12 protein-coding genes are annotated in these 12,713 nt (G+C 45.8%); 4 read left to right on the top strand and 8 right to left on the bottom strand.

Annotated features, from left to right (window positions below):
* Positions 1–179: 179 nt before the first annotated feature.
* Positions 180–866 carry an EAL domain-containing protein gene (locus tag ACG3M1_RS16145; RefSeq protein WP_395814318.1) on the top strand — a complete coding sequence of 229 codons (687 nt, stop codon included), beginning with the start codon at positions 180–182 and terminating at the stop codon, positions 864–866.
* Between the two features lie 396 nt (positions 867–1,262).
* Here the strand turns inward: ACG3M1_RS16145 and ACG3M1_RS16140 are convergent, their stop codons facing one another.
* The 6 genes from ACG3M1_RS16140 to ACG3M1_RS16115 form a co-directional block, all read right to left on the bottom strand.
* Entirely contained in the window at positions 1,263–3,485 is a 2,223-nt protein-coding gene (locus tag ACG3M1_RS16140; protein WP_008817831.1) for an EAL domain-containing protein, read from the bottom strand.
* Positions 3,469–4,764, bottom strand: a complete 1,296-nt coding sequence (locus tag ACG3M1_RS16135; protein ID WP_009270812.1) for an ABC transporter substrate-binding protein — start codon at positions 4,762–4,764, stop codon at positions 3,469–3,471. The genes ACG3M1_RS16140 and ACG3M1_RS16135 overlap by 17 nt, the downstream gene beginning before the upstream one ends.
* 693 nt (positions 4,765–5,457) lie before the next feature.
* Positions 5,458–6,258, bottom strand: coding sequence for an ABC transporter permease (locus ACG3M1_RS16130; RefSeq protein ID WP_395814315.1), 801 nt, complete (start codon positions 6,256–6,258; stop codon positions 5,458–5,460).
* Positions 6,245–7,708 carry an FtsX-like permease family protein gene (locus ACG3M1_RS16125; RefSeq protein ID WP_395814312.1) on the bottom strand — a complete coding sequence of 488 codons (1,464 nt, stop codon included), beginning with the start codon at positions 7,706–7,708 and terminating at the stop codon, positions 6,245–6,247. Before ACG3M1_RS16125 ends, ACG3M1_RS16130 begins: the two co-directional genes overlap by 14 nt.
* Positions 7,709–7,717: 9 nt before the next feature.
* Positions 7,718–8,416 (bottom strand): ABC transporter ATP-binding protein, encoded by a 699-nt coding sequence (locus ACG3M1_RS16120; RefSeq protein WP_074748689.1) that lies wholly within the window; start codon positions 8,414–8,416, stop codon positions 7,718–7,720.
* Positions 8,417–8,501: 85 nt separating this feature from the next.
* A complete protein-coding gene (locus ACG3M1_RS16115; protein ID WP_008817827.1) occupies positions 8,502–9,119 on the bottom strand; it encodes a TetR/AcrR family transcriptional regulator in 618 nt (205 codons plus the stop codon).
* Between the two features lie 179 nt (positions 9,120–9,298).
* Between ACG3M1_RS16115 and ACG3M1_RS16110 the strand changes: the two genes are divergently transcribed.
* Both ACG3M1_RS16110 and ACG3M1_RS16105 read left to right on the top strand, forming a co-directional pair.
* Positions 9,299–10,138, top strand: coding sequence for an alpha/beta fold hydrolase (locus ACG3M1_RS16110; RefSeq protein WP_009588240.1), 840 nt, complete (start codon positions 9,299–9,301; stop codon positions 10,136–10,138).
* Positions 10,132–10,512, top strand: coding sequence for a PTS sugar transporter subunit IIB (locus tag ACG3M1_RS16105; protein ID WP_009588245.1), 381 nt, complete (start codon positions 10,132–10,134; stop codon positions 10,510–10,512). Before ACG3M1_RS16110 ends, ACG3M1_RS16105 begins: the two co-directional genes overlap by 7 nt.
* A gap of 272 nt (positions 10,513–10,784) precedes the next feature.
* On the opposite strand, the gene ACG3M1_RS16100 is transcribed toward ACG3M1_RS16105, so the two are convergent.
* The gene (locus ACG3M1_RS16100; RefSeq protein ID WP_008817824.1) at positions 10,785–11,381 is read right to left on the bottom strand and encodes a GNAT family N-acetyltransferase; all 597 of its coding nucleotides are present in this window, start codon (positions 11,379–11,381) and stop codon (positions 10,785–10,787) included.
* Positions 11,382–11,687: 306 nt separating this feature from the next.
* Complete coding sequence (locus ACG3M1_RS16095; RefSeq protein ID WP_008817823.1) at positions 11,688–11,918, bottom strand: hypothetical protein; 231 nt, start codon at positions 11,916–11,918, stop codon at positions 11,688–11,690.
* A 255-nt stretch (positions 11,919–12,173) separates the two neighbouring features.
* Here ACG3M1_RS16095 and ACG3M1_RS16090 point away from each other — a divergent pair, with 255 nt between their 5' ends.
* The gene (locus ACG3M1_RS16090) at positions 12,174–12,701 is read left to right on the top strand and encodes a metallophosphoesterase family protein (RefSeq protein ID WP_009270808.1); all 528 of its coding nucleotides are present in this window, start codon (positions 12,174–12,176) and stop codon (positions 12,699–12,701) included.
* The last annotated feature ends 12 nt before the right edge of the window (positions 12,702–12,713 follow it).

The following is a 12,713-nucleotide window of genomic DNA, read 5'->3' as shown; positions in this document are numbered from 1 at the left end:
AATCGCGCTAAGCTTGCACTGCGTCAGTATGTAAGCGGAAAGGGCTGCGTTTTCTATGATGCTGCCCTGATGGAAGCTGTCCGGCGCGAGGAATTGTTGAACAGCCTGTTTGCAAGCTCGTTGCGGCAGCATGAGTTTCAACTGTATTTACAGCCCAAGGTAACGCTGAAAACAAATCAATGCACCCATGCGAGGCACTTGTTCGCTGGCATCATCCCCGTTTCGGAAACATCTGTCCTTCTGCATTTATTCCTGTCTTTGAAAAAAACGGATATATCATGGAATTGGACCGTTACATGTTTGAGGAGGTGTGCAGATACCTGCAGACACGCAATGCAGCGAAAAAAGAGAAGCTCATGATTTCAATCAATATATCCCGCCGGCATTTCCAGAACCCCGCTTTCCTTGAGGAATATGCAGAAATCAAAGAACGCTATGGCATAGCAGACGGACAGATTGAGCTGGAGCTGACAGAGTCTGTTTTTTTCAATGAGGAACAGATTGCATTGGTAAAGCAGGCAGTATTCCGGATGCATCAGCTGGGCTTTCGCTGCTCTCTGGATGATTTTGGTTCCGGATTTTCTTCTCTGGGCTTATTGAAAAGCTTTGATGTGGATGCCATTAAGCTGGATCGTATCTTTTTTGAGGACATTGCACAAAAGAAAGCACAGGATATTCTATGCTGTCTGATTGAGCTGGCTCACCGGCTGCACATACAAGTTGTTGCAGAGGGGATTGAAACCGAGGAACAGCTGGATTTTCTTCGCACGACAACCTGTGATATGGTACAGGGCTATTATTATGCCCGTCCACATCCTGCAGCTGAGTATACCGCATGGCTGGAGCAGTTTCATAGTGTGGAGTAGCTGCATGATGCAGTATATAAGTCACGGGGACTACCGGCTGTATTGCCCTTTCTGACTACATGCCGGATGCATAGCTGCTGTACGACTGTGATTTCAGGCACATGTATCATAAAAGCTTATAATCCCTAAAAAGTGCATTCATACAATTATTATTCAGCCTGTTTACATCATGAAAAACAAAATTACAATGGGTACTGTTGTTATGTACATCATTCTCTCTATGTTTGAGTTCTTTCATTCTAATTTGATGTGTATGTCCTTCTTCCTGCCTGTTGATAAGAAAAAGAGATTTCAAATCTTTGGTCAACACTGCATCTGATCAGCAGATTGCAGCATAGCTCCATTGAATAGAAGTCTCTTTTTATTTCCTTAGGATAAATTTCTGCCGCTGCAGCTTTATTCTGTTTCCACCCGATGATAGAAATCCTCCTCACTGCATGGCTTTGCATAGATGAAGCCCTGTACCATATCACAGCCGGTATCCTGCAGCATATCCAGCTGCTGCGTACACTCAATGCCCTCCGCAACAACCTTCATATCCAGTTCCTTGGCCATGCTGATCATGCTTTTTAAAATTGTTTTGTTGCGCTCCACATGACTGCTTTGATCAAAGAATACCCTGTCCAGCTTTACTACATCCACCGGAAGATCCTTTAACGCATTTAAGGAGGAATAGCCGGAGCCGAAGTCATCAATGGAGCAGCAGAAGCCGTGAGAGCGAAGCTTTTCCAGAATGGTGAATATCTCCCTTGTGTTCTTTAACAGGATATTCTCGGTAAGCTCCAGCTCTATGATGCCGTCCGGTATGTGATATTGATTCTTGATCGCAATATAGGAATCAGCAAAATCCTCCTGATATAAATGGATACGGGATACATTAACAGAAATCGGAACAACTGCTTTTCCTTGCGCGAGCCGTTTCTGAATGGTCTGGCAGACGGATATAAAAACATACGTGTCCAGCTTGCGGATGAAGCCGTTTCGTTCAAACAAGGGAATGAATTCTCCGGGACTGGTAAAGCCGTGTCCCTTGCGCTGCCAGCGAAGTAGTGCTTCTCCTCCCAGAATCTGACTGCCGTCCAATGCGTATTTCGGCTGAATGACATGCAGGAATTCCCCGTCCCTTAGGGCCTGTTCCATATGCTGTTCCATCTCGGCATCCCGTAGCAGAATCTCGCGCATCTCCTCATTATAGAACTGCCATGCAGCGGTGGAATCATCATGAATCCCTGTCTGAGCCATACGGGCCCGATCCACCAGCGTGCTGATGGTGCTGTCAATGTCGGCATCCTCCTGTAAACAGATACCGATACGGATAGGGATGTCATGCCTGTTGTCCACACCTGTGGCGGAAAGCGTAAGAATCTGCCTGCATGTTTCTGTGATTTCCTCTTTCTTTGCATAAGGGGTAAGCAGGATGAAATCATCGCCGGAGATACGGCAGCAGATATCCTGCTGCTTTGCCACAGAGCGTAAAATATCCGCAACAAACAGCAGCACACGATCCCCATAGCCATAGCCCTCCATATCGTTTAAAAGCTTAAAGCCCATAATATCCAGATACAGAACAGCAACCGGCTGTTCTTTTTTCTCCAGAATCAGCTGTCCGTCCAGTAGAAACTTCTCATAGCGATATAAGCCGGTGAGATTGTCATAGAAGGCAAGCTTTTCGATTTCCTTCTGATGCTTTTTACGATTTCTGTGATACAGATAGCCAAACGCAGCCAGAACCAGCATTATGAACAGACACAATGCAATTGTCTGTTTGATAATACTGTTGGCCTGCTGCATGATGATGCGGTTGGGAATGATGGACACAATATTCCAGTTATCGCCGTTATACAAGGGTACATAACAAAATATATATTCCTCCCCCTGATAGCGGAACTGAGCCGCCCCCGTTTTTGATTCCTTTAAGCGCTGTTTGAAGAAATTCAGCTGTTCTTCGTCATTTCCCTGCAAATCAATGATGTCAAACAGATTCTGGAAGGTGCGGTTGCTGTCCTTATGCAGCGAGCGAATCAGGACATCACCATTTTGATTCACTACATACGAAAATCCGGTCTGATTGAAAAAAGAGAGGGAGAAGCGTTCGGTCATGGAAGTCAGCGGTCTGGTTTTCTGTGCAATTCCCTGTGTACCATCCCGAAAGGTAAAGCGTTCAAACACACCGATCGTTTTTACACCGGTATAGCCGTCGAGAAACGGATCGCGTATACTGCTTCCACTCATTTTGGCATACATCTTTCTCTGCTCCTTTGTCATGCGCGGTATCTTTTCCGGAAGATTGGAGTAGGTGATTCCGCTGGACAGGTCGCTGCAGTAAAAGGAGGTGCCGTCTTCATTGAATACACTGACGATTTCCTGAATGGAATTTTTATCAGCTGCACTGGTTTTCTGCAGCTCCCGCACAAACAGATGCAGGGTATCGTAATCTTTTTCTATATAGGTATCCAGTGCATGAGAGCCCTGCTGTGTGACTTCGATGATATCTGTCACAGACTTCTCCCAGAGTAAAGATTTTACATTTGTTACAAAGGCAATGGCTGCCAGTATGATACCAGTGGCAGATACAATGGAGAACAGGATAAAGAAAGAGCGTTTAGTTATTGTCTTCATGGCTGTTTTCCTTTCGTATCTGTGCAAGCTGTTTTCGAAGGTCTGCGAGAACAGAAGCCCGTTCTTCCTTTTTTAACAGCTTTTGTGTACTCTCACGGGTGAGGTTCCAGATGGGATAGATCAGATTGTCATCGGCACCGATCACACTTCTGCCGTTGGTGAGATACGGCTCCATAGGCTGTATGGCAATGTCCTGCGCCATCTGTTCATCCTTTAAGGGACTGAAGGAGCTTTGGCTGTTTACAAATTTCCATAGGACATCCTTCTGTGTCAGATACTCCACAAACTGCTTTGCTTCCTTCACATGCGGACTGTTCGCATTGACACTGATGCGGGTATCAATATTGATCACCATTGCACAGCCATCTTCGAGAATGGGATAAGGATGTATGGAAAAGGTGAACTTCGGTTGCAGGTCGCGCAGACGTGGAGCAGCCCAAGCACCGGTCAGCATAAACGGCTGTTCTCCTTTGGCAAACAGAATCAGATCATCCTTGGTCTTTTCTGTTTTAAGAGCCTCATCGGCATCGACATAGCCACGCTGAATCATTTCCTCCACCAGTGCAAAGCCGGGCTCCAGTGTCTTAGCAAGATCGCGTTCCCCGGTATTGAACTGCTCCATAGCCGCATCCTTATCCTGTTGCTGATACACGGGATACAGTCCCTTTGCCAGAATGATGGTCTTTAAGGAAATATCATTGTTCGCCACGATGGGGGTGATTCCTTTATTTTTGAAATAGGCACAGACATCCATAAATTCCTGCAGATTCTTTGGTATTTTCTGCTTATGCTTCTTTAAGAGGTCCTCATTGCAATACAGACCGAAAGCCGATATGGAGGTTGGAACATACTGCAGGGTGTCGTTTGCATTCATTTGATTTCTCACAAGATCACTGAAATCATAGATTGTTGAAAGGTCGGACAGATCTGCCAGAACGCCCTTTTTTTGCAAATCAAGCATAGAGGCCTGATCAACCATGAAGATATCGTCACCGTTTTTGGTGCTGATCCGTTTATCAAGCACTTCGTAGTAATCCACACCCTTAATGCCTTCATAGGTGATGGAGATATGCTCGTTCTCCTGCATAAAGTCACGCAGGCTGTCTTCAATCGCTGTGACATTGATTGCTTCATATTTATAACCGAAAAATGTCAGCTTTGTTTCCGGTAATGACGCATGTGTTGTATCCGGCTCATATGATGTGATTTTCTGTCTGCCGCAGCCGGTCAGAAAAAGTGCAGCTATCAGAATGCCCATTCCCAAGTGTTTGCTATTCATCTTGCGCTCCTCACTTCCTGAATCCGTAATCTGAACCCAGGTGTTGTATACTGCTGTGATTTGATGATTTTAAAGCGTTGTATGTAATGTTTTCCGTATGGAAATTGTATCATAGAATATCGTTGAAAGCAAACAGACAGGCAGAAAGCAACACACTGTATCAGCGTTTTTTTCATATCCGCTGTATTGATTTTGTAGGATGGAAGAGTAAAGCTGCGTGATAGGCTTGCTGTCGTGATGGTTAGAAACTGTTTCCTATCTGTGCTTAGGAAGCGCAGGCTTGCAGGCAGTCATACAGATAGTAGCTGCCTTGTTACCGCTGTGTTTGAACTGTCGACAGTGTCTGCTTTTGATCGCAAATCGAAAATCACATATCCCATACTCCGGATACAGGTAGATGAAGAGGACTGCAATCACATGTACGTTGATGAATTGGATCTAGCAGGGAATATGGAAATCGGGCTATGCTAATAGAAAGGGGTACAACGCAAAAAGCGATGCCCCCTTTTCTTTTGATGCTATTTTTTTATATACTGAATGACGGCTTCAAAAATATATGTTTACCTGTCAAAATTTCGCATTGGAGGATTCAATGGAAGCAAGCCGAACGCCAAAGCGGTGCTTATGGAATCCTGCCTGTGACTATAAGCTGTAGAACAGCCTGAGGAACCCTTTACGATATCCGTGCGTGAATCATGCATCCTCTTTTAAGGCGTAACCAAGTTCCATCTGCTCAATTCGCCTTGTCAACAGAGCTTTTATGAACAGATATGCGACTCCTCCGGTGACAAATACCAGAAAATACACGTAACCCGGGATATAGACGCTCAGATTGCCTGTGAATTTCATAAAGGCAAATTTCATAAGATAGCGCAGAGCAATATTGCATAAGGGGAGAGCCGCTGTAAGGGATGCGAGCACAACAAGGGTGGTGGCATGCAGATACAGACTGCGAATCTCTTTCGCTGTATAGCCCATAACCTTCAGAAAGGACATGGAAATGGCATTGCGGTCAATGACAAGCCGGGTGAGGATATACAATACCACCAGATAAATCGCAATGGATACCGAGGTCAAAACGGGAAGCAGCTGGGAAAAGGCTTGCGTCATCTGTTCATTGATTTTCACGAGATCACTGCGCGTTACTACGCTTTGGACATATGCTTCCTCGATATCCAGCGGTTGATTGGAAAGGTAGCCGTTGAAATAGGTATGGTCCTCATGCAATAGCTGATTCAGCTGATTTCTTGGCATATAAGCAGAGAAACCGGCATTATATGGATAGATGTCCTGAATGGTGAAGGAATAGGCTTTATCACGGTAGGGATTGCGGAGAGTGATTGCATCGCCAACCTGCAATGACATCTTGGATGCGAAATCAGAAGAAATAACAATGCTTTTGGGGTCTGATGAAAGTGTCATATCCGTGTAATAGCCGGAATTCGGCCCGAGTCCGTACAGGGTCACATCCAGATCGAGGTCACCCCCCCACATAATAGGCCTTCAGTGAGGTCAGCGTCACCTTTTCTCCGTCCGCCTGCACCGGTGCTTTCAAAAGATACTGATAATCACAGCGGGTGTCTGCCTCCAGGTTCCTGATATACTGTTCCATGGATGGGGTCAGGATGAGAGCGAACATTAAGAGAAAGCTGGCAAAGATGATACCGAGAAACAAAACGAGATAGCTGCCCTTATTTTGCAGGATGATCCGAATGCGAAAGCGCTGAAAAAATGAGCTGCCGTGCAGGGGGATATAGCGGCGCTGCCGATGCCTGCGCAGATCTTTTCGCAAAAAGCGAAGCGGGGATAGACGCAGTCTGCGCTTCAGAAGCACATACAGAATCAGCATCATGAAAATAAACGGCATAACGGTAGTGGACAGCAGTGCTTCCCAGACAGGCTGTATGGAGAGCGGCGGCAGACAGTAATTGCTGTAATACATGTCTGTAAACAGGTTTGGGAACAGTGTATAGCCTATAAGGTTACCGATACCTGCAGATACGATGATAAGTATTGTTGGTAGCATCATATAATGCTGAAGTAGCTCCCGTCTGGTATAACCGCTGGCTAGCAGTGTACCGATAACGGATGCCTGTTCCTCTATCATTGTTTGTGATATGACGACGAAAATGAAAGCCAGAATCATCAGGATGATGTACAGCAGTGTCTGAACCATCGGAATATCGCTTCCCATATCATTTGGCAAAAAGGAAATGGCCTGATTCATCTGTGCAGTTAATAGATTTTCCAGCACTGCCCCCTCCCTGATACAAATTTCCTGTATATCATCGGCACGTTTTTGTTTTTGAAAATCATTCAGCTCTCGATCATCCAAATAATAGCTGTAGCTGTAAACTATACGATCAGTGGACAGAGTCTGAAAACCGGTATCTGTGACAATCGCGATACCGAAATGGATGGGATCCATCATCATATCGCTGTTTTTCTGAATCAGAGAGGTATAATCGGGGACTGAAATCAGTCCGGTGATGGTCATGCTTTTGCCTGACATGCGTATCGTATCCCGGATGTTATAGCCGTTTTTCAATGCAAAAAGGCGGTCCAGAGCGATTTCCGTTTGTTTGTTCGGCATACGGCCCTCATGCAGTGTGGCACGGTTGATGTCAAAGCGTTTCCGGTATACGCGCACCATGGTATCCCTGCTGACTGACTGCTCTGTATAAAATTGCTCGTACACCTTTAAGCCGAGTGCTTCCAGCTTTGTTTTGGTCTTTACATCCATCCTATCCCGCAGGGCAAGCTGTCCGTCCTCCACCTTACTGCTGATCTGATCCTTGATCAGCAGCTCTTTGGCACTGTAGGCAACGCTGAGAAAGCCGGTTACTACACCGATCATGAGGATCAAAACAAGGGAAAGAGAAATATAACGGGAGCGGTTGCGAAGAAATTCTTTTTTTAAACTCTTATGCAGGGGATTTCGCATCACGATCACCTACCATTCCAGAGCATCAGCCGTTACACGCTGTGCATTGCAGTGCACTCGGATGATACGGCCGTCCTTCAGCCACAGGACACGATGTGCCATAGCGGCGAATGCCGCATTATGGGTCACAAGAATCACGGTTGTTTGAAAATCGCGGTTGATTTCCTCCAGCAGTCGCAGTATGTCTCTGGAGGTATGATAATCCAGAGCACCCGTCGGCTCATCACATAGAAGAAGCTCCGGATTTTTCGCCAGTGCCCTACCGATGGCACAGCGCTGCTGCTGACCTCCGGACAACTGGTTCGGATACTTATTGCGATGCTGTGTCAGCCCCAGCCTCCCCAGCAGGTCTTCAATGGATTTGGGATGTCGTCCGAGATATGCTCCGGATTCCATGTTTTCCTTTACCGTCAGATTGCTGACAAGATGGTAGGATTGAAAGACAAAGCCAAGCGTATGTCGCCGATAGAGGGCAAGCTCCTTATCCGGCATCCCTGCCAGGTCCTTGCCGCCAATCAGTAATTCTCCTTTATCAATGCGTTCAATGCCGCCAATCAGATTTAAAAAAGTGGATTTACCAGAGCCGGAGGGCCCCAGCAGTACACAGATTTCTCCCTGCTCAATGCCACAGCTGATTCCCTTCAAAACCTGAACGCGTGCTTCCTTGTTTCCATAAAACTTCTCTACATTGTTTGCCTGCAGATACATACAACTTCCTCCTTTATTGATATGCCTGGCATAACATAACGCTGTTATGTTATGCGGTAAAAGAAAAGGGGAGTATTCCCCTGATCTAGTTTTTGACGGCCTGTTGATACAGACCCTCGAATCCACCCCGCAGAAAGGTAACGACAATGCGAATCTGATGCAATGCCTGTTCCTGAGAGTAGTGATGAGATAATATGTGCAGAAATGCCTCGACCTGTATCTGGGAAAGCCAGTGCAATGTGCACGCATTGAATACCGTGTCATCGTCCTTCACCATCGCAGAGATGATTTTCGTATTCCGTTTGACCAGGTAAGCAATGATCTGCTCGGTGAAATCCTGATATGCGGATCCCCAGGAACAGTTGAACAGCAGCTCGAGTGCCGTTTCATGTGCATAGTAAAAGGAAATCAGCTCCTGAGCAAAGCGAATATCATGCTCCATATCCATGAGCTGGTCGGTATTGCTGTACACCTCTTCCTCAAAGCTGGTATGCTGGTAAAGCATCTGCATGACTGCTTCTGCGGCATCCTTGACCAGGGCATGAAACAAGGCCGATTTGTCCTTGAAGAAAAAGTACAGGGCACCTGTGGTAACGCCGGCATTCCTGCAAATGGTTCTCAGGGATGCTTTTTGATAGCCGTTTGATAAAAATTCACGGCTTGCGCTTTCCAGCAGTCTTTCGCGTGTTGTTTCCTGCTGCATTCTCTCACCTCCTGCACATAACACTGTTATCTTATATCCTTTGTCGTATTCTGTCAAGGGGTGTCATTCATAAGGGGATAGGAGTGTATTTGCGTAACCGCTTAACCGAATATGCGCATTCCATCTTGCATAAGCGATTACGGCATGCTATGATGAGCTTATACGAGTGGGAGGGACCTATGGAACGTTATCAAATACAAAGCAAGGACTGTCTTTTGCAGGTGTATGCCTGTGGTAGATTTGACAGGGGCACAGCGATTATTTTTCTGCATGGCGGACCCGGCAGCGGTGCACAGGCGATTATGGAGCTGCCGGCGTTTCGTGCATTGGAGGAGGATGCCCTTTGTATCCATTTTGATCAGCGGGGAAGCGGTGCATCATCATATGATTTGAAAAAGGGTCTGTGTATAGATACACTTACAAATGATGTCCTGCGTGTGATACAGGATACCAGATCACGCTGGAGTGTAAAGCGTCTGTATGTATGGGGTGGCTCCTTTGGCGGCTGTCTGGCTGCTCTGTGTCTGGAACGGTTTGCGCAGGAGCTGACAGGCTGTATTCTGAGCTCACCAGCAATCAGCTTCAGCCGTTCACAGCTGCTGGAACAGTTTGAACGCATGTCCGCAGCTTTTCGTGTGCGTATGAAGGAGCTGCCTCAAAAAGCAGAGGATCCGCCCACACCGGAGGCTTTGTTTGCGATGGAGGATTTTCGTGCCTTTATTTACAGTGCAGACAATCCATCTAAATCTCTTCGTCATATCTGCGCGATGTCATCCTGGTTTTTCCAACACAGCTTTCACGGCCTGTTTGATGCCTGTGAAGTGCCGCTGCTGATTCTGCAGGGGAAGGACGATCCTGTCTGTAGCTGGAGGACGCTGTATGATGAACTCGCCGCATGCGAAAGGAAAACAATCATCAAGCGTTTCTATGAGCATTGCGGGCATGAGGTGTTCACTGATCAAAGAGATGCCTTTCTGAAAGAAATACGAGCTTTTCTAAAGGAGGAACCCGTATGCTAGTTTATGTATGCTGTGCGACCGGAAATACCAGCGGTATGTTTTGCAAGCAGATCCAAAAGGCAAGCTGCAGGGAACAGATTTATGTGGAAGAAATACATGAGCTGGGAAATCATCTGGAGGATGCCCTGCGGGAAAATGATCTTGTCCTTGCTTACGGCTCTGCGGAAATCATTGACGAAAAATTCATTCGCCGCTATCACTTCGAATATCACATGCAGGCCATCTGGCTTGCACCGCAGATGCGTTACTTAAAGGATTCCATGAAAAAGAAGCTGAATTGCTTTGATATTCCCATACATATCATCGATATGAAAACCTTTGGGAAAATGGATGGAAAGCAGGCACTTCAGGATATTCTGAATGCTATGATTTGATACCTTTCCATATGTCGTGAAAAAGAGCTGCTGTCGATAAGGTTGATTTCTGCTCAGCAGGGTGCAGAAATAAAAAGCTAAAATTAAAAGAAGAAATAAATTCTGATAATACAGGAGCTTATTTCTTCTTTCATTATATTACAGCCTGTGAATTATCCATTGACAGATAAGAAAGAAAGGTTTTTTTTATCTGTTTTTTGCATATGCAACCTGTATACGGAAGCATAGACATCCGGAAAATGCAAGTATGTGGGAGTATCTGTGAAAAGTCTTTATCTGAAAGCTGTGGATGTGATGCCTCTTTCATGAAGCCATTGCGGATATTCTTTTTTCAGAAGGCTGTAATTGCAGGCATCCACGATACCGCGGTTGCTGCGGTCTGCCTCTCTTGCCGTCCCTTCATAGGTAAGTCCGCAGGAACGCATGACTCTTCCGGAATTCGGATTATCCGGATCGTGCCTTGTTTCTATGCGGTTTGCCTTCACCTCTTCAAACAGAAAGGGAATGATGGCTGTGAATGCTTCACTGGTGATATGCAGATGCCACCATTCTTTTCCTAAGCAATAGCCGATATGTACCAGATCCAATTCCTCATTCTGAGCGACAACGGATATACTGCCAATGACATTATGCGGATGTTCCTGTAATGCAATGGCCCATTGATAGAAATTCGGCTGTGCATAGCTTGTAATCCAATTCTGAAGAATACGACGAGTGACATTGACATCCGGATGCGGCGGCCAGGTCAGAAAACGGCATACATCTGGATCACTGGCCCAGTTATGAAACATCGCCTCTGCATCCTCTATGACAAAACGACGCAGAAGCAGTCTTTTTGATGTAATGACAGTAGTTCCTTTATGCTCCATAAGCTGTCCTCCCTTTATTTCTGCTATTTATTATGGCATAAAGGTACAAAAACCGCAAGCTGTGATACGAGGCGTCTGCAAATGAAACAGCCTTTATTTTGATTCTTCCCGGGCTGATTCTTTTATTGCTTTTGCATTGCCGGGCCTTACCGTCAGGTGGCAGAGAATATTCATTTTATTTACTTTCTGTGTTTATTTCATTTATATACACTTTCCTGCGAATGGCAGTCGGTTTCATATATTGCACTGTTGTCATTTACATATAAAAAAAGGCCTGCGGATCACAGACCTTTCAAGCCCAGCTGACTAGTAACCGCAGCGGGCGTTTTTCATACAGCGAACGAATTCACGAGCACAGCGGTTTTCTCTGTTTCTACGACGCAGAGCAGCACGTGCTACACATTCTGCTTCATACAGTGCAGCGTTGTCGTTGTAGTAATCGTTGTTGCATCCACATCCGCTGTTCCATTCAGAACGGTTGTACCCGCAGCCATCATTGAAACCAAATTCTCTGTTACATCCACAATTGTTATACATATTGAAATCCTCCTTTTATTTTCTGAGATCATCTTTGTATCTCAGTATAAGATATGTGAAGATGCAACGCCTATCTAGGCGTATTGCGCTATCACAGGGAAAAGATATATAGGGCTTTGCAAGGTAAGGCTGCATGCCTACGGACAACTGCACAATTTTGAGAGAAACCGCTGTTTTTCTTGAATTGTAAACTTTCTGTTTCTATTCTTCGGGAATCATATTATAATAAAGCTAACAGATATGAAGGTGTACAACATGAAAATTCTATTGATGTCCGATACACATGGAGAGTTAAAGACTGCAAGAAGCATTTTGCAGGAGCACGCAGCTGCAGACTTGAAAATCCATCTGGGGGATGTCGGCTTTCCGTTACGGGAAATCGATGAATGCACCATTGTGAAAGGCAATCATGACCGCACACAACGGCTCCCCAAAAAGGTAAAGCTGACGCTGGAGGGACGTAAGGCAATCTGTCTGCATGGTGATATCTTCGATGATGAAACTGTACAGGAGGTTCTCGCAATGCACCATGTTCCAAACGATGAAATCATGGGTCTGTGCATGCGCACCCTGTATGGAAAGCTGGCAGCCTACGCGAAACGAAAGGGTTGTGACACGCTGTTTTTCGGACATACGCATCATCAGTGCTTTACCGAGGTTGACGGTGTCGTTTTGATCAATCCGGGTTCTGTATGCTATGGGACTCCGCATAGCGGATATGCTGTGGTGGAGATCCACGGCTGCTGTATCCGGGCACAGCTTCTTGCTGTTGAAAATTGTTAAGCTTTTGTTATC

This window comes from Clostridium sp. 10cd* (genome assembly GCF_044336395.1).
Classification (GTDB): domain Bacteria; phylum Bacillota_I; class Bacilli_A; order Erysipelotrichales; family Erysipelotrichaceae; genus Clostridium_AQ; species Clostridium_AQ innocuum.
Note: the sequence above shows the minus strand (reverse complement) of the source record. Positions and strands in the feature narration are given on the sequence as shown.

What these genes read in the sequence shown, in the direction of transcription:
- ACG3M1_RS16115 (WP_008817827.1), bottom strand. Translation starts at nt 9,119, where the DNA reads ATGCAGCAGGAAACAACACGCGAAAGACTGCTGGAAAGCGCAAGCCGT.
- ACG3M1_RS16095 (WP_008817823.1), bottom strand. Translation starts at nt 11,918, where the DNA reads ATGTATAACAATTGTGGATGTAACAGAGAATTTGGTTTCAATGATGGC.
- ACG3M1_RS16135 (WP_009270812.1), bottom strand. Translation starts at nt 4,764, where the DNA reads ATGAATAGCAAACACTTGGGAATGGGCATTCTGATAGCTGCACTTTTT.
- ACG3M1_RS16125 (WP_395814312.1), bottom strand. Translation starts at nt 7,708, where the DNA reads ATGCGAAATCCCCTGCATAAGAGTTTAAAAAAAGAATTTCTTCGCAAC.
- ACG3M1_RS16105 (WP_009588245.1), top strand. Translation starts at nt 10,132, where the DNA reads ATGCTAGTTTATGTATGCTGTGCGACCGGAAATACCAGCGGTATGTTT.
- ACG3M1_RS16090 (WP_009270808.1), top strand. Translation starts at nt 12,174, where the DNA reads ATGAAAATTCTATTGATGTCCGATACACATGGAGAGTTAAAGACTGCA.
- ACG3M1_RS16145 (WP_395814318.1), top strand. Translation starts at nt 180, where the DNA reads ATGCACCCATGCGAGGCACTTGTTCGCTGGCATCATCCCCGTTTCGGA.
- ACG3M1_RS16130 (WP_395814315.1), bottom strand. Translation starts at nt 6,258, where the DNA reads ATGTGGGGGGGTGACCTCGATCTGGATGTGACCCTGTACGGACTCGGG.
- ACG3M1_RS16120 (WP_074748689.1), bottom strand. Translation starts at nt 8,416, where the DNA reads ATGTATCTGCAGGCAAACAATGTAGAGAAGTTTTATGGAAACAAGGAA.
- ACG3M1_RS16110 (WP_009588240.1), top strand. Translation starts at nt 9,299, where the DNA reads ATGGAACGTTATCAAATACAAAGCAAGGACTGTCTTTTGCAGGTGTAT.
- ACG3M1_RS16100 (WP_008817824.1), bottom strand. Translation starts at nt 11,381, where the DNA reads ATGGAGCATAAAGGAACTACTGTCATTACATCAAAAAGACTGCTTCTG.
- ACG3M1_RS16140 (WP_008817831.1), bottom strand. Translation starts at nt 3,485, where the DNA reads ATGAAGACAATAACTAAACGCTCTTTCTTTATCCTGTTCTCCATTGTA.